At 69.5% G+C, this 24,775-nt stretch carries 20 protein-coding genes and 2 pseudogenes; 13 read left to right on the top strand and 9 right to left on the bottom strand.

The genetic code is table 11. The features are described 5' to 3' along the window. Positions 1 to 91: 91 nt before the first annotated feature. The 7 genes and pseudogenes from G5C60_RS26445 (at position 92) to G5C60_RS52305 (ending at position 9,796) form a co-directional block, all read left to right on the top strand. Entirely contained in the window at positions 92 to 1,072 is a 981-nt protein-coding gene (locus G5C60_RS26445; RefSeq protein ID WP_165263422.1) for an ATP-binding protein, read from the top strand. 305 nt (positions 1,073 to 1,377) lie between these two features. After that, positions 1,378 to 3,912 (top strand): bifunctional SulP family inorganic anion transporter/carbonic anhydrase, encoded by a 2,535-nt coding sequence (locus tag G5C60_RS26440; protein ID WP_241267082.1) that lies wholly within the window; start codon positions 1,378 to 1,380, stop codon positions 3,910 to 3,912. A 166-nt stretch (positions 3,913 to 4,078) separates the two neighbouring features. Further along, positions 4,079 to 6,126 (top strand): annotated as a pseudogene (gene acs, locus G5C60_RS26435) (acetate--CoA ligase). A 148-nt stretch (positions 6,127 to 6,274) separates the two neighbouring features. Next, positions 6,275 to 7,720, top strand: coding sequence for a Na+/H+ antiporter NhaA (gene nhaA / locus G5C60_RS26430; protein WP_165263420.1), 1,446 nt, complete (start codon positions 6,275 to 6,277; stop codon positions 7,718 to 7,720). A 147-nt stretch (positions 7,721 to 7,867) separates the two neighbouring features. Further along, positions 7,868 to 8,356 carry a phage holin family protein gene (locus G5C60_RS26425; RefSeq protein WP_165263419.1) on the top strand — a complete coding sequence of 163 codons (489 nt, stop codon included), beginning with the start codon at positions 7,868 to 7,870 and terminating at the stop codon, positions 8,354 to 8,356. After that, positions 8,353 to 9,291 (top strand): alpha/beta fold hydrolase, encoded by a 939-nt coding sequence (locus G5C60_RS26420; RefSeq protein ID WP_165263418.1) that lies wholly within the window; start codon positions 8,353 to 8,355, stop codon positions 9,289 to 9,291. The genes G5C60_RS26425 and G5C60_RS26420 overlap by 4 nt, the downstream gene beginning before the upstream one ends. Before the next feature lie 325 nt (positions 9,292 to 9,616). After that, positions 9,617 to 9,796, top strand: coding sequence for a hypothetical protein (locus G5C60_RS52305; protein WP_165263417.1), 180 nt, complete (start codon positions 9,617 to 9,619; stop codon positions 9,794 to 9,796). A gap of 23 nt (positions 9,797 to 9,819) precedes the next feature. Here G5C60_RS52305 and G5C60_RS26410 read toward each other — a convergent pair whose 3' ends face one another. The 3 genes from G5C60_RS26410 to nth all read right to left on the bottom strand — a co-directional run bounded on the left by G5C60_RS26410 (position 9,820) and on the right by nth (position 13,000). Further along, a complete protein-coding gene (locus G5C60_RS26410; RefSeq protein WP_165263416.1) occupies positions 9,820 to 11,019 on the bottom strand; it encodes a MarP family serine protease in 1,200 nt (399 codons plus the stop codon). A 120-nt stretch (positions 11,020 to 11,139) separates the two neighbouring features. Continuing rightward, positions 11,140 to 11,835, bottom strand: coding sequence for an NUDIX hydrolase (locus tag G5C60_RS26405; protein WP_165263415.1), 696 nt, complete (start codon positions 11,833 to 11,835; stop codon positions 11,140 to 11,142). A gap of 52 nt (positions 11,836 to 11,887) precedes the next feature. Then, positions 11,888 to 13,000 carry an endonuclease III gene (nth, locus tag G5C60_RS26400; RefSeq protein ID WP_165263414.1) on the bottom strand — a complete coding sequence of 371 codons (1,113 nt, stop codon included), beginning with the start codon at positions 12,998 to 13,000 and terminating at the stop codon, positions 11,888 to 11,890. Between the two features lie 275 nt (positions 13,001 to 13,275). Between nth and G5C60_RS26395 the strand changes: the two genes are divergently transcribed. Then, positions 13,276 to 13,950, top strand: coding sequence for a Crp/Fnr family transcriptional regulator (locus G5C60_RS26395; RefSeq protein WP_016642758.1), 675 nt, complete (start codon positions 13,276 to 13,278; stop codon positions 13,948 to 13,950). Positions 13,951 to 14,245: 295 nt separating this feature from the next. Continuing rightward, positions 14,246 to 14,428, top strand: a pseudogene (locus G5C60_RS26390) (nucleotidyltransferase); the annotation flags it as partial. Between the two features lie 35 nt (positions 14,429 to 14,463). On the opposite strand, the gene G5C60_RS26385 reads toward G5C60_RS26390, so the two are convergent. The 4 genes from G5C60_RS26385 to G5C60_RS26370 form a co-directional block, all read right to left on the bottom strand. After that, a complete protein-coding gene (locus G5C60_RS26385) occupies positions 14,464 to 15,294 on the bottom strand; it encodes an MBL fold metallo-hydrolase (protein ID WP_165263413.1) in 831 nt (276 codons plus the stop codon). Beyond that, positions 15,291 to 16,160, bottom strand: a complete 870-nt coding sequence (locus G5C60_RS26380) for an NUDIX hydrolase (RefSeq protein ID WP_165263412.1) — start codon at positions 16,158 to 16,160, stop codon at positions 15,291 to 15,293. Before G5C60_RS26380 ends, G5C60_RS26385 begins: the two co-directional genes overlap by 4 nt. 181 nt (positions 16,161 to 16,341) lie before the next feature. Further along, a complete protein-coding gene (locus G5C60_RS26375; RefSeq protein ID WP_165263411.1) occupies positions 16,342 to 16,809 on the bottom strand; it encodes a RidA family protein in 468 nt (155 codons plus the stop codon). Next, entirely contained in the window at positions 16,806 to 16,967 is a 162-nt protein-coding gene (locus G5C60_RS26370) for a Sp36 family protein (RefSeq protein WP_003975360.1), read from the bottom strand. The genes G5C60_RS26375 and G5C60_RS26370 overlap by 4 nt, the downstream gene beginning before the upstream one ends. A gap of 141 nt (positions 16,968 to 17,108) precedes the next feature. Between G5C60_RS26370 and bagA the strand changes: the two genes are divergently transcribed. Both bagA and bagB read left to right on the top strand, forming a co-directional pair. Further along, on the top strand, positions 17,109 to 18,086 hold the full coding sequence (gene bagA, locus G5C60_RS26365; RefSeq protein WP_165263410.1) for an ATPase BagA: 978 nt from the start codon (positions 17,109 to 17,111) through the stop codon (positions 18,084 to 18,086). Further along, positions 18,083 to 19,567: an ATPase BagB gene (gene bagB, locus G5C60_RS26360; RefSeq protein ID WP_165263409.1), complete on the top strand. Its 1,485-nt coding sequence runs from the start codon at positions 18,083 to 18,085 to the stop codon at positions 19,565 to 19,567. Before bagA ends, bagB begins: the two co-directional genes overlap by 4 nt. A gap of 145 nt (positions 19,568 to 19,712) precedes the next feature. Here bagB and wblA read toward each other — a convergent pair whose 3' ends face one another. Then, positions 19,713 to 20,051, bottom strand: coding sequence for a transcriptional regulator WblA (gene wblA / locus G5C60_RS26355; protein WP_055515737.1), 339 nt, complete (start codon positions 20,049 to 20,051; stop codon positions 19,713 to 19,715). Positions 20,052 to 20,611: 560 nt separating this feature from the next. Between wblA and G5C60_RS26345 the strand changes: the two genes are divergently transcribed. Next, positions 20,612 to 22,882 carry a transglycosylase domain-containing protein gene (locus G5C60_RS26345; RefSeq protein WP_165263408.1) on the top strand — a complete coding sequence of 757 codons (2,271 nt, stop codon included), beginning with the start codon at positions 20,612 to 20,614 and terminating at the stop codon, positions 22,880 to 22,882. A 118-nt stretch (positions 22,883 to 23,000) separates the two neighbouring features. Here the strand turns inward: G5C60_RS26345 and G5C60_RS26340 are convergent, their stop codons facing one another. Then, complete coding sequence (locus G5C60_RS26340; protein ID WP_165263407.1) at positions 23,001 to 23,465, bottom strand: GatB/YqeY domain-containing protein; 465 nt, start codon at positions 23,463 to 23,465, stop codon at positions 23,001 to 23,003. A 202-nt stretch (positions 23,466 to 23,667) separates the two neighbouring features. Here G5C60_RS26340 and G5C60_RS26335 point away from each other — a divergent pair, with 202 nt between their 5' ends. Then, positions 23,668 to 24,594, top strand: coding sequence for a metallophosphoesterase (locus tag G5C60_RS26335; protein WP_165263406.1), 927 nt, complete (start codon positions 23,668 to 23,670; stop codon positions 24,592 to 24,594). The last annotated feature ends 181 nt before the right edge of the window (positions 24,595 to 24,775 follow it).

The raw sequence follows: 24,775 nt of genomic DNA, 5'->3' as shown, positions 1-24,775 counted from the left end.
TACTCACCACTGTGACCATCCCCACGATGGAGTGGCCTTCTTCACGTTTGGCGGCGACCGGACGTGGTTCGACCCACTAGGCTTACTGAACATGAAAATTGCTTTCGTTGGGAAGGGCGGCAGCGGCAAGACCACCCTGTCCTCGCTCTTCATCCGTCACCTCGCGACCACGGGATCGCCGGTCGTCGCGGTCGACGCCGACATCAACCAGCACCTCGGGCCCGCGCTCGGACTCGACGAGGCGGACGCCGCCGCACTGCCGGCGATGGGTGACCGGCTCCCGCTGATCAAGGACTACCTGCGCGGCTCCAACCCGCGTATCGCCTCCGCCGAGACGATGATCAAGACGACCCCGCCCGGCGAGGGCTCCAGGCTGCTGCGGGTGTGCGAGAACAACCCGGTGTACGACGCCTGTGCGCGAGCTGTGGAACTCGACGGCGGCGCCGTCCGTTTGATGGTCACCGGCCCGTTCACCGAGGCCGATCTGGGAGTGGCCTGCTACCACTCCAAGACCGGTGCAGTGGAGCTCTGCCTGAACCACCTCGTCGACGGCCAGAGCGAGTACGTCGTCGTCGACATGACGGCGGGCTCGGACTCCTTCGCGTCCGGCATGTTCACGCGCTTCGACATCACGTTCCTCGTCGCCGAGCCGACTCGGAAGGGAGTCTCCGTCTACCGCCAGTACAAGGAGTACGCGCGCGACTTCGGCGTCACCCTGAAAGTCGTCGGCAACAAGGTGCAGGGCCAGGACGACATCGACTTCCTCCGCGCCGAAGTCGGTGACGACCTCTTGGTGACGGTCGGCCACTCGGACTGGGTGCGCGCCATGGAGAAGGGCCGCCCGCCCCGGTTCGAGCTGCTGGAGGACACCAACCGCCGTGCCCTGCAGGCGCTTCAGGCCGCTGCGGACGCGACGTACGGGCTGCGCGACTGGGAGCGCTACACGCGCCAGATGGTGCACTTCCACCTGAAGAACGCGCAGTCCTGGGGCAACGAGCGGACGGGTGCCGACCTGGCCGCCCAGGTCGACCCCGCCTTCGTACTGCGTGAGGCCGAGGCCGCCACGGCGTGACGGCTCACGCTGCCCGCCCGGGCGCCACGGCTTTACTGCCGGGGCGCCCGGAACGCTTTTAGGGGCCCGGAGCGACGAACACCAGCATCAAGGCCACGAGGCCTGAAGGAATTAGTACGACAAACCAATCGATGTTCACATTCACTCGCCAGAGTGATTCATTGGTGTATTTGCTCTAATTTTTCACACGCAGGCTTTACTCTCCATTACCATTCATTTACTGAGCGTTGATAAATCCCGCCGAAATACGCCGTGACCCACGGCCGCGCCCAAGCGACCGCGTAGCCCCGGAGGAGACGGGAACCATGTCTGCCTGCGTCCCCACCCGAACCGACGACTCTTCTCACACGCCGGACGAAGGGCGGCCGCACAGCCCGCCCCGGCCCCGCCGCCGTGGTCCCCGGATCGCGGCCGCCGATCTGTCCGCCTCGATCGCCGTCTTCCTGATCGCGCTGCCGCTGTCCCTCGGTATCGCCCTGGCGACCGGGGCACCGTTGCAGGCGGGCCTCGTCGCCGCCGCCGCGGGCGGGCTGCTGGCCGGTCGGCTCGGCGGCGCGCCGCTCCAGGTGAGCGGACCCGCCGCCGGACTCACTGTGGTCACCGCCGACCTCATCCAGCAGTACGGCTGGCGTACGACCTGCGCCGTCACCGTGCTCGCCGGACTCGCCCAACTGGGCCTGGGCTTCCTTCGAGTGGCCCGCTCCGCGCTCGCCGTGAGCCCCGCCATCGTGCACGGCATGCTGGCCGGCATCGGCATCACCATCGCCGTCGCCCAGCTGCACATCGTGCTGGGCGGCTCACCGCACAGCTCCGTCGTCGACAACGTCCGCGAGCTGCCCGCCCAGTTGGCCGAGCCGCACCCGGCGGCGCTGTCGACGAGCGCCCTGACCCTGGCCGTACTGCTGCTGTGGCCGCGCATTCCCGGGCGGGCGGGCCGAGTTGTCCGTACGGCACCGGCGGCGCTCGCCGCGGTCGCGGCGGCCACGGCCGTGGCCGCGCTCGGCGAGCTGCGGCTGCCCCGGGTCGACCTGCCCTCCTGGAGCAGTCACAGCCTCGTCGGACTGCCGGAAGGTCCCGTACTCGGCATCGCCGCGGCAGTGCTGACCATCGCGCTGGTCGGCAGTGTCGAGTCACTGCTCTCCGCAGTGGCCGTGGACAAGCTGGCCGCCGCACGCAAGCAGGGGCCACGCATCCCGCGCGCGGACCTCGACCGGGAGCTGCGCGGTCAAGGAGCGGCGAACATCGTCTCCGGGGCCTTGGGCGGGCTGCCCGTCACGGGTGTCGCGGTGCGCAGCTCGGCCAACGTCCAGGCCGGCGCCGTGAGCCGCAACTCCACGATGCTGCACGGCCTGTGGATCGTGGTGGCCGCTCTGCTGCTGGTGCCCGTGCTCGACCTGATTCCCCTCGCCGCGCTTGCCGCACTGGTGATGGCCGTCGGCGTACAGATGGTGTCGCTCAACCACATCCGCACCATCACGCGTCACCGCGAGGTTCCGGTGTACGCGGTCACGACGGTGGGCGTGGTGTTCTTCGGCGTCCTCGAAGGCGTGGCGATCGGCGTCGCCGTCGCTGTGGCCGTCGCACTGCACCGGCTCACGCGTACGCGGATCAGGCACGAGGAGGACCAGGACGGCGTCCACCATGTGCACGTACGCGGGCAGTTGACGTTCCTCGCCGTGCCGCGGCTCAGCCGGGCGCTGCATCTGGTGCCCCAAGGGGCCGATGCCGTAGTGGAGTTGGACGGCTCGTTCATGGACCACGCGGCGTACGAGTCGTTGCACGACTGGCAGAGCGCGCACACCGCGCAGGGCGGATCGGTGGAGCTGACCGGACGGGGAGGGGCGCGGATCACCGAGCCCGCGGGGACCTCTCGTTGCCACTGCCGGCCCTGGACGGCCTGGCGCAACCACCAATGCGAGCAGCCGCCGCGGACCGCGCCCCCGGGCGGGCCCGCCAGCGAACTGGCAAGCGGCATCAGCGCGTTCCAGCGCCACACCGCGCCCCTGGTGCGCCGCGAGCTGGCCCGGCTCGCGCGGGAGGGGCAGAGACCCTCGCAGCTCTTCCTGACGTGCGCCGACTCCCGGCTGGTCACGTCCATGATCACCGCCAGTGGCCCCGGCGACCTCTTCGTCGTACGCAATGTGGGCAATCTCGTGCCGCCGCCCGGTGAGGAGAGCGGGGACGACTCGGTGGCGGCGGCGATCGAGTACGCGGTGGAGGTGCTGAAGGTGCGGTCCATCACCGTGTGCGGGCACTCCGGATGCGGGGCGATGCAGGCGCTGCTGCACACCGAACCCACCGGTGCCCGGACACCGTTGAAGCGGTGGCTGCGGCACGGGTTGCCGAGTCTGGAGCGGATGGCCGCGAAGGACCGGCCGTGGCCGCGGATCGCCGGCCGGGCACCCGCCGACGCCGTCGAGCAGCTCTGTCTGACCAACGTGGTGCAGCAGTTGGAGCATCTGCGGGCGCACGAGTCCGTGGCGCGAGCCCTGCGGGAGGATGCGCTCGAACTGCACGGGATGTACTTCCACGTGGGCGAGGCCCAGGCCTATCTGCTCACGGACGCCGCGCCCGACGATCAGGCGACGACCGGCAGCGGCAATCAAGCGACGACTGACAGCCAGGCGGCGACCGACGACCGAACCGAGCCCGCGCCCCAGCCTCAGCCCGCGCCCGCGACCGAATCCCGGTCCGCGACCGAGTCCCAGTCCGCCGGCATGGTGTTCAACCGGGTCGCGGCGAGCGCGCTGCACGACGTCCGCGCCTCGACGCACCCGACAAATCCCAGCTCGAGCCACCCGGCAGACCCGGCCTCGACCCGCCCCGCAAATACCTCGTAATCACCGGCAAACGCCTCACCTCGTCCAGGCTCTCCGTCCCGCGGGCCTGAACCGCACGACTCCTCCGTCCGTGAGAACGTGTGGCCCCCTGTGCGCGGGGGCCACGCAAATAGGTCTAAACCAATTCTTGGACGGCCCTTGTCACCAGGGGTCCACGTCTGATGAGCTGGCCCGGGACACAACGGACACCCTGGGAAAGGGAGATGTCGTGAGCAACGAAAGCCTGGCCAACCTGCTGAGGAAGGAGACGGGACAGTGAGCGAGAATCCTTCCCTCTCCAACCTGCTTCGTGAGGAGCGCAGGTTCGCGCCGCCCGCCGACCTGGCCGCGAACGCCAACGTCACAGCGGAGGCGTATGAACAGGCCAAGGCTGACCGGCTCGGTTTCTGGGCCGAGCAGGCGCGCCGGCTGACCTGGGCCACCGAGCCGACCGAGACGCTGGACTGGTCGAACCCGCCCTTCGCCAAATGGTTCGCGGACGGGAAGCTGAACGTCGCGTACAACTGCGTCGACCGCCATGTCGAGGCCGGTCACGGCGACCGTGTCGCGATCCACTTCGAGGGCGAGCCCGGTGACAGCCGGGCCATCACCTACGCCGAGTTGAAGGACGAGGTCTCCCGGGCTGCCAACGCCCTCACAGAGGTGGGAGTCGAGAAGGGCGACCGGGTCGCCATCTACCTGCCGATGATCCCCGAGGCCGTCGTCGCGATGCTGGCCTGCGCCCGCATCGGCGCCACGCACTCGGTCGTCTTCGGCGGTTTCTCGGCCGACGCCATCGCCACCCGCATCGAGGACGCCGACGCCAAGCTGGTCATCACCGCGGACGGCGGCTACCGGCGCGGCAAGCCCTCCGCGCTCAAGCCCGCCGTCGACGAGGCGGTCGCGCGGGTCGACGGCGTCGACAAGGTGCTCGTCGTGCGCCGTACGGGCCAGGAGGTCGCCTGGACCGAGGGCCGCGACATCTGGTGGCACGAGATCACGCAGAAGCAGTCCGCCGAGCACACGCCCGAGGCGTTCGACGCCGAGCAGCCGCTGTTCATCCTCTACACCTCGGGCACGACGGGTAAGCCGAAGGGCATCCTGCACACCTCCGGCGGCTACCTCACCCAGACCGCGTACACCCACCACGCCGTCTTCGACCTCAAGCCGGAGACCGACGTCTACTGGTGCACGGCCGACATCGGCTGGGTGACGGGCCACTCGTACATCACGTACGGGCCGCTCGCGAACGGCGCGACGCAGGTGATGTACGAGGGCACGCCGGACACCCCGCACCAGGGCCGCTTCTGGGAGATCATCCAGAAGTACGGCGTGACGATCCTCTACACCGCGCCCACCGTGATCCGCATGTTCATGAAGTGGGGAGACGACATCCCCGCGAAGTTCGACCTCAGCAGCCTTCGCGTCCTGGGGTCGGTGGGCGAGCCCATCAACCCCGAGGCGTGGATCTGGTACCGCAAGCACATCGGCGCCGACACGTGCCCGGTCGTGGACACCTGGTGGCAGACCGAGACCGGCTCGATGATGATCTCGCCGCTGCCGGGCGTCACCGAGGCCAAGCCCGGCTCCGCGCAGCGCCCGCTGCCCGGCATCTCCGCGACGGTCGTCGATGACGAGGCACAGGAAGTACCCGATGGAGGCGGCGGGTATCTCGTCCTGACCGAGCCGTGGCCGTCGATGCTGCGCACCATCTGGGGTGACGACCAGCGCTTCCTCGACACGTACTGGTCGCGGTTCGAGGGCAAGTACTTCGCCGGGGACGGCGCCAAGAAGGACGAGGACGGCGACATCTGGCTGCTCGGCCGGGTCGACGACGTGATGCTCGTGTCCGGGCACAACATCTCCACCACCGAGGTCGAGTCGGCGCTCGTCTCGCACCCGTCGGTCGCCGAGGCCGCGGTCGTGGGCGCGGCCGACGAGACGACCGGTCAGGCGATCGTGGCCTTCGTGATCCTGCGCGGCTCGGCCGCGGAGACCGCGGACCTGGTCGGTGAGCTGCGCGCCCATGTCAGCAAGGCCCTCGGCCCGATCGCCAAGCCCAAGCGGATCCTGCCGGTGGCCGAGCTGCCCAAGACCCGCTCCGGCAAGATCATGCGCCGTCTGCTGCGCGACGTCGCCGAGAACCGCGAGCTCGGTGACGTCACCACGCTCACCGACTCCACGGTGATGGATCTGATCCAGACGAAGCTCCCGTCGGCGGCCAGCGAGGACTGACAGCCGTACGTACGGCACAAGACGTACGACGCAAGACGTATGGCTCGAGGGGCACCCGGCAGCGCGCCGGGTGCCCTTCTTACGTAAGCTAAGGAAAGCGTCAACAACACGACAAGAAGTCTGAGGTGCGCCGGGAAGTCTGGTCGGCATGTGCTCTGCCCTGCCTACCGACCGGAGGTCGACTCACGTGCCCGCGCCCGCTCCCACCGCCAGCAAGGACCGCAAGGTCCTCGGACGTCTCTCGCTCCCCGAGCGGAACTTCGTGGCGGATGCGCTGCGCACCGAGACCGTCGGCGGCGTACTCCTGCTCCTCGCCGCGATCGCCGCGCTGATCTGGGCGAACACCAACCTCAAAGAGAGCTACGACTCGGTCCGCGACTTCCACATCGGCCCCGCCTCGCTCGGCCTGGACCTCTCCGTCGAGCACTGGGCCGCCGACGGACTGCTCGCGGTCTTCTTCTTCGTCGCCGGCATCGAGCTCAAGCGCGAGCTGGTCGCCGGCGACCTCAGGGATCCCAGGGCCGCCGCGCTCCCGGTCGTCGCCGCGCTCTGCGGCATGGCCGCGCCGGCGCTCGTCTACACGCTGGTGAGCGTCACCGGCGGCGGCTCGCTCGCCGGCTGGGCCGTACCGACCGCGACCGACATCGCCTTCGCGCTCGCCGTACTCGCCGTCATCGGTACGTCCCTGCCGAGCGCCCTGCGCGCCTTCCTGCTCACCCTCGCGGTCGTCGACGACCTCTTCGCGATCCTGATCATCGCGGTGTTCTTCACCGACGACCTGGACTTCGCGGCTCTCGGCGGCGCCGTCGTCGGCCTCGCCGTCTTCTGGCTGCTGCTGAGGAAGGGCGTACGGGGCTGGTACGTGTACGTCCCGCTCGCCCTCGTCATCTGGGCGCTGATGTACAACAGCGGCATCCACGCCACCATCGCCGGTGTCGCGATGGGCCTGATGCTGCGCTGCACCACCCACGAGGACGAGGCGCACTCCCCCGGCGAGCACATCGAGCATCTCGTACGTCCCCTGTCGGCGGGCCTCGCCGTTCCGCTGTTCGCGCTGTTCAGCGCCGGGGTCGCGGTCTCGGGGGACGCGCTCGGAGAGGTGTTCACGCGGCCCGAGACCCTGGGCGTCGTCCTCGGGCTCGTCGTCGGCAAGGCGGTCGGCATCTTCGGCGGTACGTGGCTGACGGCCCGCTTCACCAGGGCGGAGCTCTCCGAGGACCTGGCCTGGCCGGACGTCTTCGCGGTGGCCTCCCTCGCGGGCATCGGCTTCACGGTCTCACTGCTCATCGGCGAGCTCGCCTTCGAGGGCGACCAGGTGCTCACCGACGAGGTCAAGGCCGCCGTCCTGACCGGATCCCTGATCGCGGCCGTCCTGGCGGGGACGCTGCTGAAGATACGGAACGCCAAGTACCGCAAGCTCTGCGAGGCCGAGGAGCTGGACGAGGACCTCGACGGCATCCCCGACATCTACGAGCAGGACAACCCGGAGTACCACCTGCGGATGGCGGACATCTACGAACGCAAGGCCGCCGAACACCGGAGGCTTGCCGAAGTGACCGCCGGGGCAAGCGAGGAGAACGACGGTCCGGCATGATCTGACTGACAGGCACGCAAAACGCCGCAAGAGCCGAAGAACCCAAGACACCGTCAGACCGTCCCTAGAGCACGTCCCACAGCACGTCCCACAGCACGTCCCACAGCACGTCCCAACAGAACGTCCCAAGAGAACAGGGAGAACGCGATGAGCGCACCCGACGGCAGCCCGGTCGGCGCCGAACGCAGCATCGGCCAGCTGTTCGCCTCGGCGACGACCGAGATGTCCGCGCTGGTGCACGACGAGATCGCGCTGGCGAAGGCCCAGCTCAAGCGCGACGTCAAACGCGGCGCGGTCGGCGGTGGCGCGTTCGCGGCGGCCGGAGCGGTGCTGATCTTCTCCCTGCCGATGCTCAGCTTCGCCCTGGCGTACGGGATCCGCACCTGGAGCGACTGGAACCTCGCGGTCTGCTTCCTGCTGTCCTTCGCCGCGAACGTGCTGGTCGCCGGAGTGCTCGCGCTGATCGGCGTCGTCTTCGCGAAGAAGGCCAAGAAGGGCAAGGGTCCACAGAAGACCGCGGCCTCGGTCAAGGAGACGGCGGCCGTCCTGCAGAACGCGAAGCCGCACCCGCGTCAGCTGAACCCGGCCGATCGGGTCGGTGAGGGCGTCGAGGCTGTGGCACGCTCGTCCTCATGACGGATCCCGCCACACCTTCGGCGCAATCCCCCTCGGTCGTACGGCTCGACGGGCCCTGGAGCCACCGGGACGTCGCCGCCAACGGCGCACGTTTCCACATCGCCGAGATGGGCGACGGGCCACTGGTCCTGCTGCTGCACGGCTTCCCGCAGTTCTGGTGGACCTGGCGGCATCAACTGCCGGCGCTCGCCGACGCGGGCTTCCGCGCGGTCGCGATGGACCTGCGGGGAGTCGGCGGCAGCGACCGGACGCCGCGCGGCTACGACCCGGCAAATCTCGCGCTCGACATCACCGGGGTCGTACGGTCCCTCGGCGAGCCCGACGCCGCGCTCGTCGGCCATGACCTCGGCGGCTATCTGGCGTGGACGGCGGCCGTGATGCGCCCCAAGCTGGTGCGCCGACTCGCTGTCTCCTCGATGCCGCATCCCCGGCGCTGGCGCTCGGCGATGATCTCGGACATGAAGCAGACCGCGGCGGGCTCGTACATCTGGGGCTTTCAGCGGCCCTGGCTCCCGGAGCGTCAACTCGTCGCCGACGAGGGCGCCTTGGTGGGCCGTCTCGTACGGGACTGGTCCGGGCCGCGGCTGCCGGACGACGAGGCCGTGGAGATGTACCGGCGTGCGATGCGCATCCCGTCGACGGCGCACTGCGCGATCGAGCCGTACCGCTGGATGGTGCGCTCGCTGGCCCGGCCCGACGGCATCCAGTTCAACCGTCGGATGAAGCGGCCGGTGCGGGTGCCGACGCTGCATCTGCACGGCTCGCTCGACCCGGTGATGCGGACGCGGAGTGCGGCGGGCTCCGGGGAGTACGTCGAAGCACCGTACCGCTGGCGGCTGTTCGACGGACTGGGGCACTTTCCGCACGAGGAGGACCCGGTGGCGTTTTCCACCGAATTGGTGAACTGGCTGAAGGATCCCGAACCGGATCGCTGAGGATCCCGAGCCCCACCGCTGAAGCACGGCTGCGCCGAACGCGGCTGGGGGTCCGGGGGTTATCCCCCGGGCTGGCACAGCCCACCGAATTGGTGAACTGGCTCAAGGATCCCGAACCAGATCGCTGAGGGCTCACAACCTGACCGCTGAGGGCCCTGAACAGGCCCCTGAGCAGGGGTTTCGAAGGGCCTCCCGGCGGGTCCGCGTGGCGTTCGGTATCCGGACGGGAACGCTTGTCCTACGAGCGGCCAAATGCCTGGCGCATAGGCCAATTGGGGGCCCTTGTGGCGGTTATCGACCTTGGGGCAGGGGCAGACGTCGAGGTATGGGCTGGACGCACGATTACAGTGACGCAGCACGCAACCGCCGCTCGGCCAGTGGCCTGAGCTCCCACCAGAGGGGTGGCCCGCAGATGCAGGGCACGGACCCCCGGCTGGGAATCCCGCACATTCTGAGGCGCCGGGCCCGCTGGGTCTCGGCGCGCCTGCGCCATCCTCGCGGCTGAGCCCGCCCCCCGAAAACGCCCGGTCACAGCGCGCAGCTGTCGCTGTCCACCTGCTGGTTGGCGGTACGGCCCTGGGCGATGTCCTGCTGGACCTCGTCCGCCGTGAGCGCGTACCCCGTCTCCGGGTCGTCGAGGGACTTCGCGAAGACCACGCCGTACACCTTGCCGTCCGGGGTGAGCAGCGGGCCGCCGGAGTTGCCCTGGCGCACGGTCGCGTAGAGCGAGTAGACGTCGCGGCGCACCGTGCCGCGGTGGTAGATGTCCGGGCCGTTGGCCGTGATGCGGCCGCGCACGCGCGCGGCGTTGACGGTGTACGACCCGTTCTCCGGGAAGCCCGCGACGATCGCGCCGTCGCCGCTCGCAGCGTCCTGGGACGTGAACTGTAGGGCGGGGGCGCGCAGATCGGGTACGTCCAGTACGGCGATGTCGCGCTCCCAGTCGTAGAGCACGACCTTCGCGGCGTATCGCTTGCCCTCGCCGCCTATCTGGACGTACGGCTCGTCGACGCCGCCCACCACGTGCGCGTTCGTCATCACGCGGCGCTCGCCGAAGACGAAGCCGGTGCCTTCGAGGACCTTGCCGCAGCTCTGGGCGGTGCCGGTGACCTTCACGATGGAGCGCTGGGCGCGGGTGGCGACCGCACTGTTGGCGAGGGCCGGGTCGGGGGACTGGACCTCCTTGATGGGTTCGTTGGAGAACGGGCTGAAGACCTGCGGGAAGCCGTTCTGCGCGAGCGCCGAGGTGAAGTCGTCGAACCAGGTGTCGGCCTGGTCGGGCAGGGCGTTCGACACGCCGAGCAGCACCTTGGAGTTACGGACCTCCTTGCCGATCGTCGAACTTGCCGTGCCGGCCAGGAGCAAGCCGATCAGCCAGGCGACCAGCAGCATCGCCACGACGTTGACGAGAGCGCCGCCCGTGGCGTCCAGGGCGCGGGCCGGGGACCAGGTGATGTACCGGCGCAGCTTGTTGCCGAGGTGTGTGGTCAGGGCCTGGCCGACGGAGGCACAGACGATCACGACGACCACCGCGACGACGGCGGCGGTCGTACTCACCTCGGCGTCCTCGGTCAGGGCGTCCCAGATGACGGGCAGCAGGTAGACCGCGACGAGACCGCCGCCCAGGAAACCGATCACCGACAGGATGCCGACGACGAACCCCTGGCGATAGCCCACGATCGCGAACCACACAGCGGCGACCAGCAGCAGGATGTCCAGCACGTTCACTGATTCAAGCCTCGCCTCGTCACTTTGCGGTCGCCATCGCCCGGCCGGGGGTCCGGCCCGTCGCGCAGCGGCAATGGGACACAGCGTCCCCCGGAAAGACCCAGCACGGGTGCCACCCTGTCATGCGCGCCAGTCGAGCGGGACCTGCTTCTCGCGGTCCCAAGGTCGCTCCCAGCCCGAGTAGTGCAGGAGCCGGTCGATGACACCGGCCGTGAAGCCCCATACCAGGGCCGATTCGACCAGGAATGCCGGACCTCGGTGGCCGCTGGGGTGGGCGGTCGTCGCGCGGTTGGCGGGGTCCGTGAGATCCGCCACGGGGACCGTGAACACCCGGGCCGTCTCGTTCGGATCGACCACACCCACCGGCGTCGGCTCGCGCCACCAGCCCAGCACCGGGGTGACCACGAAGCCGCTCACCGGGATGTAGAGCGCGGGCAGCACGCCGAAGAGCTGGACGCCGCGCGGGTCGAGCCCGGTCTCCTCCTCAGCCTCGCGGAGAGCGGCCCGCAGCGGCCCGTCGGCCTTCGGGTCGCCGTCCTCGGGGTCGAGGGCGCCACCGGGGAACGAGGGCTGCCCCGCATGCGATCGGAGCGAACTGGCCCGCTCCATGAGCAGCAGCTCGGGACCGCACTCGCCCTCGCCGAACAGGATCAGTACGGCGGACTGGCGGCCCGCGCCGTTCGCCGGCGGCAGGAAGCGGCTCAGCTGCAGCGGCTCCACCGTCTCGACGGCGTGCACCACCGGGTCAAGCCAGTCGGGCAGGCCGTCTTTGCTCAGGCTCAGCCGGCCGTTGTGCATATCGCTCGCGTGCGTCATCGCCACCCCCGTTCTGCTGATCTCAACGCCTGTGCACCGCCTGTTCGTTCCGTCATCCCGCATCCGCTGCGGGCGCACCCGGCACGGGTACCCCCAGCGGCGGCGCGGGGAGGCCACCCGCGTCCAGGTACGCCTGCGGAGGCTTGAGGCGCTGACCCGGGAAGCCGCCCTTCTCGTACTTCAGGAGCTTCTTGGCCTTCTCCGGGTCCGTCTCGCCCTCCCCGTACGCCGGGCAGAGCGGGGCGATCGGGCAGGCACCGCAGGCGGGCTTGCGGGCATGGCAGATACGACGGCCGTGGAAGATCACGTGGTGCGAGAGCATCGTCCACTCGCTCTTCGGGAAGAGCGAGCCGACGGCTGCCTCGATCTTGTCCGGCTCCTTCTCGTCGGTCCACTGCCAGCGGCGGACGAGCCTCTGGAAGTGGGTGTCCACAGTGATCCCGGGCCGCCCGAAGGCGTTGCCGAGGACCACGAAGGCGGTCTTGCGGCCCACTCCGGGGAGCTTGACGAGGTCCTCCAGGCGTCCTGGGACCTCGCCGCCGAAGTCGTCCCGCAGGGCCTTGGAGAGCCCTATCACCGACTTGGTCTTGGCCCGGAAGAACCCGCACGGCCGCAGGATCTCCTCGACCTCCTCGGGGTTCGCCGCGGCCAGGTCCTCGGGGGTGGGGTACTTGGCGAAGAGGGCCGGGGTCGTCTGGTTCACCCGCAGGTCGGTCGTCTGGGCCGACAGCACGGTGGCGACCACGAGTTGGAAGGGGTTCTCGAAGTCCAGCTCCGGGTGGGCGTACGGGTAGACCTCGGCGAGCTCGCGGTTGATACGGCGGGCGCGGCGGACCAGGGCGGTACGGGACTCGTTCCGGGGAGGCTTGGCGGGGGTCACTTCGGCGGGGGTCGCTTTCTTGGCGGTGGCCTTCTTGGAGGTGGCCTTCTTGGCGGTGGCCTCGGTCGCCGCCTGGGCCGCCTTCTTGGCGGGCGCGGCTTTCTGGGCAGGGGAGGCCTTCTTGGCGGGCGCAGCCTTCTTCGTCGTAGCCGTCGCCTTCTTGGCGGGCGCAGCTTTCTTCGTCGTGGCCGTCGCCTTCTTCGCGACCCCCGACGCCCTCTCGACCGGGGACGAATTTGCCGCTTTTGCCGTTTCCTTCGTTCCGTCGGGGCTCTGTTCGCCCACAGCGGAATCGCGACGCGCAACCACCCGTCCAGCCCCCTTGGCCTGTGCTCTCACCGGCGATTTGGACACCCGGCCAGCCTAAAGCCCGCCGCTGACATCCGCCCCGGCCCTCCGGGATCGGCCGCCAATTGGCCCCCTGCTGCACTGCCCGGGACGTGCGTGCGGCAGACTTGTGACTGATCACACTGTTTGGACCGTCCGGCAACATGGGGAGCACCGTCCCCTGATAGACGGGGGAGCAAGATCCCCTGAGCAGGTCGACAAGGAGAGAACTCGTGGACGACGTTCTGCGGCGCGCCCCGCTCTTCGCGGCGCTCGATGACGAGCAGGCCGCGGAGCTCCGCGCCTCCATGAGTGAGGTGACCCTCGCGCGCGGCGACGCGCTGTTCCACGAGGGTGACCCGGGTGACCGCCTGTACGTGGTCACCGAGGGCAAGGTGAAGCTCCACCGCACGTCCCCCGACGGCCGCGAGAACATGCTCGCCGTCCTGGGTCCCGGCGAGCTCATCGGCGAGCTGTCGCTGTTCGACCCGGGCCCGCGTACGGCGACCGCCAGCGCGCTGACCGAGGTCAAGCTGCTGGGCCTGGGCCACGGCGACCTCCAGCCGTGGCTGAACGCACGCCCCGAGGTGGCCGCCGCCCTGCTGCGCGCCGTCGCCCGGCGCCTGCGCAAGACCAACGACCAGATGTCCGACCTGGTGTTCTCCGACGTGCCGGGCCGCGTGGCCCGCGCGCTCCTGGACCTCTCGCGCCGCTTCGGCGTGCAGTCCGAGGAAGGCATCCACGTCGTACACGATCTGACCCAGGAGGAGCTCGCCCAACTCGTCGGCGCCTCCCGCGAGACGGTCAACAAGGCGCTCGCCGACTTCGCGGGCCGCGGGTGGCTCCGCCTGGAGGCGCGTGCGGTGATTCTGCTGGACGTGGAGCGGCTGGCCAAGCGGTCTCGCTGACGCTGGGTCTTGGCGGTACGTCGACAGGGTCCTGCCCTTTTGGGAGCGGGACCCCGTCGTGCTTGGTGCCGGGGGGCGCTCCCGGGATGGGTCCCACCCCCGCCGCCCCGTCCCGTCCCAGGGGCTGCGCCCCCGGACCCCCCGACAGACACACCCAGGTCGTGCGTCGGCTGCGGGTCCGTTGTGGCTTGTCGCGCAGTTCCCCGCGCCCCTGACGGGGCTCCCGAAGCCCAGGGTCATCGGGGCACAGTAGCTCCATGGTCGGAACCGTTCACCGTAGAGGGCTCGACGCCACGAGATGGCGGAGGTGTTCGGGCGGTACTACCCGGAGCGGGCCGCGGAGATGCGGACGGCGGCTGTTGTGGCGTACGAGCCGACAGGTGATCTCGCAGTCCTGCGGTCGTACGTCGACAACCTCGGGCCATGGCTCGCCGAGGAGTACGCGCGCGTGCACGGCATCAAGAAACCTCGCCCCTAGGAGGGCCGATAGGGGCATATCCATGGCCTGAGTACCTAAATAAGGCCGTGCTCCCGCAGATAGTCCAGTTGCGCCCGCACCGACAGCTCCGCCGCCGGCCACAGCGAGTGGTCCACATCGGCGTACACATGCGCCACGACCTCGCCCGGAGTCCGGTAACCGTCCTCGACCGCCGTCTCGATCTGGGCGAGGCGGTGGGCGCGATGGGCGAGATAGAACTCCACGGCGCCCTGGGCGTCGTCCAGGACGGGCCCGTGGCCCGGCAGCACCGTGTGCACCCCGTCGTCGACCGTCAGGGACCTCAGCCGCCGCAGGGAGTCCAGGTAGTCGCCCAGACGCCCGTCGGGGTGCGCGACGACCGTGGTGCCCCGGCCCAGGATCGTGTCGCCGGTCAGGACGGCCCGGTCGGCGGGCAGATGGAAGCACAGCGAGTCGGCGGTGTGGCCGGGGGTCGGTACGACGCGCAGCTCCAGGCCACCCGTCCTGATCAGGTCTCCGGCCGCGAGGCCCTCGTCACCGAGCCGCAGCGCGGGGTCGAGCGCCCGCACCTTCGTGCCGGTCAGCTCCGCGAACCGCGCGGCGCCCTCGGCATGGTCCGGATGCCCGTGCGTCAGCAGGGTCAACGCGACCCGCTTGCCCGCCTTCTCGGCCGTGTCGACGACATTGCGCAGATGTACGTCGTCCAGGGGCCCCGGGTCGATCACCACCGCGAGCTCGGAGTCCGGCTCGGAGAGGATCCACGTGTTCGTCCCGTCGAGCGTCATCGGGGACGCGTTGGGCGCGAGGACGTTGATGGCACGCGGGGTGGCGGGGCCGTCGAGAACCCCGCCGCGCGGCTGGCCGGGAAGGGCGGCTGCGTCGGTCATGCGGGGGCTCCACCGTTCGGGATGTGCTTGGTGAACTCGTCGTGTCCTGGCCAGGAGAGCACCAGCTCGCCGTTCTCCAGGCGGGCCTTGGCCAGGACGGGGGCCAGGTCCCGGTCGGGCGCGGCGGCGAGGGCGTCGGCGGCGGTGGCGTACGGGCGGAGCTGGCGCAGGGTCGCGACGGTGGGCGGCATCATCAGGAGATCGCCCTTGTCGTACGCGTCCGCCGCCTCCCCGGGGCGGATCCACACGGTGCTCTCGGCCTCCGTGGACGCGTTGCGGGTGCGCTGGCCCTCCGGGAGGGCGGCCACGAAGAACCACGTGTCGTAGCGGCGCGGTTCGAACTCCGGGGTGATCCAGCGCGTCCAGGCGCCGAGGAGGTCGGAACGCAGGACGAGCCCTCGGCGGTCCAGGAACTCGGCGAAGGAGACGTCCCGGGCGACCAGGGCCTCACGGTCCGCCTCCCAGTCGTCGCCCGTGGTGTCGCCGACCACGGTGTCGGGGGTGGGGCCGGCGAGCAGCACGCCCGCTTCCTCGTACGTCTCGCGCACCGCCGCGCAGACGATGGCCTGGGCGGAGGTCTCGTCGACGCCGAGCCGGGACGCCCACCACGCGCGCGTGGGGCCCGTCCAGCGGATCTGGCGGTCGTCGTCCCTGGGGTCCACGCCGCCCCCGGGATACGCGTACGCGCCTCCGGCGAAGGCCATGGAGGCGCGTCTGCGCAGCATGTGCACGGCGGGGGCGCCGTCGGTGTCCTTGAGCAGCATGACGGTGGCCGCCCGCCTGGGGGTGACCGGTGTGAGCCTGCCCTCCGCGAGCGCGCGGATCCGCTCGGGCCACTCCGGTGGGTACCACTGCCCATTCGCCATGCGCGGAGGCTATCCCGTAGAGAGCTGATGTTCGAGAGGCAACAATCGGCTGCTCCAGGGACGGTCCAGAGACCGTCCAGGGCCAGCCACGGACCGACCAGGGACCGTCCTGGAGACCCGATGCGCCGATGCCCCTGGGGAGCCCGATCTTCGGCTGACCGACGCCCTCCCGGGGACCCGACTACGCCCCCGTCAGCTCCACCTGGATCTCGACCTCCACGGGCGCGTCCAGCGGAAGCACCGCCACACCGACCGCGCTCCGGGCGTGGACGCCCTTGTCGCCCAGGACCGCGCCCAGCAGCTCGCTCGCGCCGTTCAGGACGGCGGGCTGGCCCGTGAAGTCGGAGGCCGAGGCCACGAAGCCGACGACCTTCACCACGCGCGCGACGCGGTCGAGGTCACCCGCGATCGACTTGACCGCGGCCAGGGCGTTCAGGGCGCACGTGGCCGCCAGCTCCTTGGCCGCCTCCGGCGTCACCTCCGCACCCACCTTGCCGGTGACCGGAAGCTTGCCGTCCACCATGGGGAGCTGGCCGGAGGTGTAGACGTACACCCCGGACTGCACGGCGGGCTGATACGCGGCCAGCGGCGGCACGACCTCGGGCAGGCTCAGCCCGAGCTCGGCCAGCTTGGACTCGACAGCGCTCATGCCTGCTTCTCGCGCTTCAGGTAGGCCACCAGTTGCTCGGGGTTGTTCGGCCCGGGCACCACCTGGACGAGCTCCCAGCCGTCCTCGCCCCAGGTGTCCAGAATCTGCTTCGTGGCGTGTACGAGCAGCGGCACGGTTGCGTATTCCCACTTGGTCATGTGGCCGACTGTAGCCGCTGCCGCACACGGCCTCCCGCGCGCATCATCCGCAGCCTCCGGCACACGTTGTCCACCGCCTCCGGCACACGTTGTCCACAGCCTCCTGCGTAGCCACGGCGCGGACTGGTTAGGCTCGAAGATGTGAGCAGGCTCCAGGTCGTCAGCGGCAAGGGCGGCACCGGTAAGACGACGGTCGCCGCAGCCCTCGCGCTCGCCCTCGCGACGGAGGGCAAGCGCACCCTCCTGGTCGAGGTCGAGGGCAGGCAGGGCATCGCACAGCTCTTCGAGACGGAGGCGCTGCCCTATGAGGAGCGGAAGATCGCCGTCGCTCCCGGGGGCGGGGAGGTGTTCGCCCTCGCCATCGACCCCGAGCTGGCGCTCCTCGACTACCTCCAGATGTTCTACAAACTGGGGGGCGCGGGACGCGCCCTGAAGAAGCTGGGCGCCATCGACTTCGCGACGACGATCGCGCCCGGCCTCAGGGACGTACTCCTCACCGGGAAGGCCTGCGAGGCCGTACGCCGGAAGGACAAGAGCGGCCGGTTCGCGTACGACTACGTGGTGATGGACGCCCCGCCGACCGGCCGCATCACCCGCTTCCTGAATGTGAACGACGAGGTGGCAGGGCTCGCCAAGATCGGCCCGATACACAATCAGGCGCAGGCCGTCATGCGGGTCCTCAAGTCCCGGGAGACGGCCGTGCACTTGGTGGCACTCCTCGAGGAGATGCCCGTCCAGGAGACCGTGGACGGCTTTTCCGAGCTGCGTGCCGCGAAGCTGCCTGTGGGCCGGACCATCGTGAACATGGTGCGGCCCGCGATCCTCGACGAGGCCGACCTGGAGCTCACACGCGAAGCGTCGCGTACGGCCATCGCCAAGTCGCTGTCCGCGGCCGGACTCGGCGGCGCACGCCGCGGCGGGGTCGCCGAGCGGCTCGTGGATCCGCTGCTCACCCAGGCGGACGAGTACGCCGAGCGGTACGCACTGGAGCGCGAGCAGCGGGCCGTGCTCCAGGAGCTCGGCCTCCCACTGCACGAACTCCCGCTGCTCGCCGAGGGAATGGACCTGGCGGGCCTGTACGAACTCGCCACGGAACTGCGTCAGCAGGGGATCTCATGAGCTTGGACCCGGTCCGCGTCCTGGACGTCGACCCGCTGCTCGACAACCCGAAGACCCGCATCGTGGTCTGCTGCGGGGCGGGCGGCGTCGGCAAGACCACCACCGCGGCGGCCCTCGGGCTGCGTGCCGCCGAGCGCGGCCGGAAGGTGGTCGTCCTCACCATCGACCCGGCGCGCAGGCTCGCCCAGTCGATGGGCATCGACGCGCTCGACAACACCCCGCGCCGCGTGAAGGGCATCGACGACTCCGCGGACGGCGAACTGCACGCGATGATGCTCGACATGAAGCGCACCTTCGACGAGATCGTCGAGGCGCACGCGGACCCCGAGCGGGCCGCCACGATCCTGGGCAACCCCTTCTACCAGTCGCTCTCGGCGGGCTTCGCGGGCACGCAGGAGTACATGGCGATGGAGAAGCTGGGCCAGCTGCGGGCCCGCGACGAGTGGGACCTGATCGTCGTCGACACGCCCCCCTCACGCTCGGCGCTCGACTTCCTGGACGCTCCGAAGCGGCTCGGGTCCTTCCTGGACGGCAGGCTGATCCGGCTGCTGACCGCGCCGGCGAAGCTGGGCGGCCGCGCCGGGATGAAGTTCCTGAACGTCGGGATGTCGATGATGACCGGCACCCTGGGCAAGCTGCTCGGCGGCCAGCTCCTCAAGGACGTCCAGACGTTCGTCGCCGCGATGGACACCACCTTCGGTGGTTTCCGCACGCGCGCCGACGCCACGTACAAGCTCCTCCAGGCGCCAGGGACGGCGTTCCTTGTGGTGGCGGCCCCGGAGCGGGACGCACTGCGCGAGGCCGCCTACTTCGTGGAGCGCCTGGCCGCCGAGGACATGCCGCTCGCGGGTCTCGTCCTGAACCGGGTCCACAGCAGCGGCGCCACCCAGCTGTCCGCCGAGCGCGCGCTCGCCGCCGCGGAGGAACTCGGCCTCGCCGCCGATGCGCCCGCCACGGAAGCCGGTGCGACCACCACGGAACCCGACCCGGTCACCACGGATGCCGGTGCGACCGCCACGGAAATCGACGCAGCCACCACAGAACCCGATCGGGCCACCAGGGAAGCCGATCCGGCCGCCGCGGAAAATCTTGCCGAAGCCCGCATTGTGGATCAGGAGGGCGGGAAAGCTGGACTTCGTAACTCTCCCGACACGTACGACAGTTCAGAATCTCCCGCTTCCGCCGTTCCCGAGGCTCCCGCACCCGACGCAGGCTCCCCCGCCGCGGACCGGTTCAACGCCGAAGGAGCAGGGACGGCCCGAACCGTCGACCAACTCACCGCAGGCCTGCTGAGGTTGCACGCCGAGCGCATGCGGCTGCTCTCCCGCGAGCAGCGCACGCGTGACCGCTTCACCGCGCTCCACCCCGAGGTGGCCGTGGCTGAGGTGCCCGCGCTGCCCGGCGATGTGCACGACCTCGCGGGGCTGCGGGACATCGGGGAACGGCTCGCGGCCGGTGCGTCCCCGGCCGGAGCTGCGTGAGCCTCTCGGGGCCGCGTGGACCCCTGCCGCGTACGGGACCGCACGGGTCCTGGTCGCAGAGACGGCGTCGTATACGGCCGTACAGCTGTCGTATACGGCTTTGTGCGCTGTGTAGTGCTGCGCACGGTGCGACCGCGGCGAGCGGTCAGCCCACCGCCGCGTAGTTCTCGTACACCTCTTCCTCGTCGAGGGGCAGAATGCCCGCCCCCCGCTCGTACTCCGTACGCGCTGTCTCGAGCAGCCTGCGCCAGGAGGTGACCGTGGGCCGCCTGCGCAGCAGTGCGCGGCGCTCCCGCTCGGTCATTCCTCCCCACACGCCGAACTCGACGCGGTTGTCCAGCGCGTCGGCCAGGCACTCCGTGCGCACCGGACATCCGGTGCACACCGCCTTGGCCCTGTTCTGCGCTGCTCCTTGAACGAACAGTTCGTCCGGATCGGTAGTGCGACAGGCCGCCTGCGCACTCCAGTCGGTTACCCAGCCCATACCGGCGCCGTCCTCTCCCGAATCGAGGCTCCCCCACGGCGGCAGCGGCATATTCACCGCCGCCAGTTGAGGACGTTACGGAAGGTGGGCACAGTCAACCAGCCCCTTCGGGCCCAATCTTGAATGGCCCGAATGGACTATGGGTACGCGGCAGATCACCCAACGGAGTGAGCTGAGGGCATACGTAACCTTCCTGGCAAACCAGGACAGTTGAGCTGCGTCACAACGGGCGCCGGGTGACACATGAGGCGGATTCGGGCACGAGTCCAACAAAAAAGTTGGGAATCGACTGGAACGATTCGGGGTCGCCAGCCGTATTGATACGTAGCCCTACTGCTGTGACAGTTGAGAGCAGCTTAGGCCAAGGCATATACGCGTGTCCGGCGATTGGGAACGTAGACGCCTCGCGTTGCCATGCCGTGATGTCACGGCCGGTGATGTCACGGCCAGTGACTTCACGACTGCTGATCTCGACTACTGATGTCACGACTCGGTACCCGAGCTTCCCGGGAAGCACCCGCTCCGTCGGAACGCACAGAACTACGGATTAGGCTGCTCTCATGGCAAACAAGCGCTCGGGTGGGGGTCTGTCGCCGGTACAGCAGGCCGCCAAGTTCCTAGGTGTCAGCGTGCTCGCGGGAGCCGTCGCGGCAGGCATCGCGCTGCCCGCGGCCGGCGCACTGGGGCTGGCGGCCAAGGGCTCGGTCGAGGGATTCGACGAGATCCCCGCCAACCTCAAGCGTCCGCCGCTGAGTCAGCGCACCACGATCCTGGACAACCAGGGCGGGACGATCGCCACCGTCTACTCGCGCGACCGCACGGTGGTCGACCTCAAGGACATCTCGCCGTACATGCAGAAGGCGATCGTCGCGATCGAGGACTCGCGCTTCTACAAGCACGGTGCGATCGACCTGAAGGGCATCCTGCGCGCCCTCAACAAGAACGCGCAGAGCGGCGGCGTCTCCCAGGGCGCCTCCACGCTCACGCAGCAGTACGTGAAGAACGTCTTCGTCGAGGAAGCCGGCGACGACCCGACGAAGATCGCCCAGGCCACACAGCAGACCCTCGGCCGCAAGATCAATGAGCTGAAGCACGCGATCCAGGTCGAGGAGGAGCTCGGCAAGAAGAAGATCCTCGAGAACTACCTGAACATCACGTTCTTCGGGCAGCAGGCGTACGGCGTCGAGGCCGCGGCCCAGCGCTACTTCTCCACGTCCGCCAAGGACCTGAACCTGGAACAGGCCGCGCTGCTCGCCGGCGTCGTCCAGTCGCCGACCCGCTACGACCCGGTCAACGACGAGGAAGAGGCCATCAAGCGGCGCAACATCGTGCTCCAGCGCATGGCCGACATGGGCGACGTCTCACAGGCGGAGGCCGACAAGGCCAAGGAACAGCCGCTCGCGCTGAAGGTCAGCAAGCCGAACAACGGGTGTATCACGGCGGTCAAGGGCGCCAGCTTCTTCTGTGACTACGTACGCGAACTGGTGCTGAACGACAAGGTCTTCGGCAAGACCAAGAAGGCCCGGGCGAAGGTCTGGAACCAGGGCGGCCTGACGATCCGTACGACGCTCGACCCGCAGGCACAGGACTCGGTGCAGGCTTCGATCAAGAGCCACGTCAAGAAGTCGGACAAGGTCGCCACGGCCACCACGCTGGTCGAGCCGGGCACCGGCAAGATCCTCGGCATGGGCCAGTCGAAGCCGTACGGCTACGGCAAGAACGAGACCGAGATCAACTATTCGGTCGACCGGGGCAGGGGCGGCTCGAACTTCGGCTTCCCGACCGGTTCGACCTTCAAGCCGTTCCTGGCCGCTGCCGCCCTCGAGGGGGGCACCCCGCCGATCCAGTCCTACCCGGCACCGTACGAAATGGCGTATCCGGAGACGGTGCAGACCTGTGACTCGAGCCCGTGGCGGAACACCGAAGGCGCCAAGGTGGAGAACGAGGACGAGTCCGAGGTCGGCCCGTACCGCCTGAAGGAGGCGATGGAGAAATCCGTCAACACCTACTTCGTACAGATGCTCGGGGACATCGGAATGTGCCCGGTGTCCAAGATCCTCGACAAGATGGGCGTGGTGCAGGGCAACGGCAAGAAGCTGCCCATCGTGCCGTCCTCCCTCACCCTCGGCTCCACCGGTATCTCGCCGCTGACGATGGCGAGCGCGTACGCGACCTTCGCCAACCGCGGTACGTACTGCACGCCGATCGCCATCGAGTCGATCGACCAGAGGATCGGCGGCGAAAGCAAGTCGCTGGCAGTGCCGAAGTCGACCTGCAGCCGGGCGATGTCCGAGACCACGGCGGACACCATCAACAAGCTGCTGGGCGGCGTGGTCGACTCCGGTACGGGGCAGCAGGCCGGCCTCACCGACCGCGCCAACGCGGGTAAGACAGGCACGACCGACGAGCGCAGGAACGCCTGGTTCGTCGGCTACACGCCGAACATGTCCGGCGCCGTCTGGGTCGGCAGCGCCACCCAGGCCGTCAAGATGTCGAACATCACGATCGGCGGCGAGTGGCACGAGAAGGTCTACGGCGGCCGGGTGCCCGGCCCGATCTGGAAGGACGCCATGACCGGCGCCCTTGAGGGCAAGGAAGCCCCGAGCTTCAACAACATCGACATCCCCGACCCGCCCGACGAGGACAGGGACCGCCCGGACGACGGCGACAACGACGACCCCGGGAACGGGAACGGCAACGGTGGGAACGGGAACGGCGGCATCGGTGACCTCCCCCTCCCCGACCCGTCCTTCTCGATCCCGGAGGAGTGGACGATCGGCGGGAACGGGAACAACGGCGGCGGGAACGGGAACGGCGGCAACTTCCCGTAGACCGGGTTCCGTACGAGCCGGTTCTCGTACGCCGATGGGGCGCTCCTTGCGGCAAGGGGCGCCCCATCGGCGTACGACTGCGGCCTCCCGGCCGTCCTCCGGTCTTCGGTCTCCGGCCTCAGCCCGCGAGCAGCTTCTTCACCGCGGCGGCGACGCGGCCGCCCTCGGCCTGGCCCGCCACCTTCGGGTTCACGATCTTCATGACCTGGCCCATGGCGCGCGGGCCCTCGGCACCGGCCGCCCTGGCCTCCTCGACCGCCTGGGCGACGATCCGCTGGAGCTCGTCGTCGGACAGCTGCTTGGGCAGGTAGTCGGCGAGAACCTCGCCCTCCGCCTTCTCCCGCTCGGCCGACTCGGCGCGACCGCCCTGCGCGAAGGCCTCGGCGGCCTCGCGGCGCTTCTTCGCCTCACGGGTGATCACCTTCGTGACCTCCTCGTCGGAGAGCTCGCGCTTCTCCTTGCCCGCGACCTCCTCCTTCGTGATCGCGGCGAGGGTCAGCCGGAGCGTCGAGGAGCGGAGCTCATCGCGCTCCTTGATCGCGGCGTTGAGGTCTGCCTGCAGCTTCGACTTGAGCGTGGTCATGGGTTGATTGTCGCAGGTGTGGTGCGACGGCCGCCCATTGATTTCCCGGGGCACGCCCCTCGGTGATTTCCCGGGGTATGGCCCTCGGTGGCCTCGGGTGGCTGTGCAGTGGCCGTGCGATGGTTGTGTGGTGGCTGTGAGATGGCGTCCAGGGGATCATGCGATGGCTTCACGGCTGCGCGCCGTCTGACACGATGGGCGTATGCGCGCGCGATACGGAGTACCCCTGGGAATCGCGGCGGCTGGCGCCGCCGGTCTGCTCTACTCGGTGGGTTTCGAGGCCCGCTCCTTCCGCCTGCGGCGGGTGACGGTGCCGGTGCTGCCGGCGGGCATGCGCCCGCTCCGCGTCCTCCAGGTCTCCGACATCCACATGGTGAGCGGCCAGCGCAAGAAGCAGCGCTGGCTGCACTCGCTGGCCGGGCTGCGCCCCGACTTCGTCATCAACACCGGCGACAACCTGTCCGATCCGGAGGGCGTACCGGAGGTCCTGGACGCCCTTGGCCCGCTGATGGAGTTCCCGGGGGCGTACATCTTCGGCTCGAACGACTACTACGGGCCCAAACCCCGCAACCCCGCCCGCTACTTGCTCGAGAAGGTGCAGGGGCGGCACGGGCTGAACGGCAACCCGCCCGTCGTCGGCGCGATCCACAATCCGTGGGAGGACCTGCGCGACGGGTTCGACTCGGCGGGGTGGCTGAACCTGACGAACGTACGCGGCACGCTGAAGATCGACGGCTTCGAGATCGAGCTGACGGGCCTCGACGACCCGCACATCAAACGCGACCGGTACGCGCACGTGGCCGGCGGCCCGTCCGACTCGGCCGACTTCTCCATGGGCCTTGTCCACGCCCCGTACCTGCGCGCCCTCGACGCCTTCGCCGCGGACGGCTACCCCCTGATCCTGGCCGGCCACACCCACGGCGGCCAGGTCTGCCTCCCCTTCTACGGCGCCTTCGTCACCAACTGCGACCTGGACACGGACCGAGTGAAGGGCCTGTCCACGCATACGTCCGGCGGCCGGACGGCGTACCTGCACGTCTCGGCGGGCTGCGGTACGAATCGCTACACGCCGGTACGGTTCGCATGCCCGCCTGAGGCGACGCTGCTGACGCTTACGGAGCGGGAGTAAGAGAGGGCAGCTCCGGAGTAAGGGAGTGCGGCCGGAGTATGGGAGTGCGGCCGGAGTAAGGGAGGGCCCATCTCCGGGACCTGAGCTACGGGACCTGGGCTACAGGACTGGGCTACGGGACCTGTGTGAAACGACCGCAGGAACCCGAAACTGACGGAGCGGAACCACCCCACCCTCCCCG

Origin of the sequence: Streptomyces scabichelini (assembly GCF_011045015.1) — a bacterium.
GTDB classification, from domain to species: Bacteria; Actinomycetota; Actinomycetes; order Streptomycetales; family Streptomycetaceae; genus Streptomyces; species Streptomyces scabichelini.
This window is presented reverse-complemented; position numbering and strand designations above follow the sequence as displayed.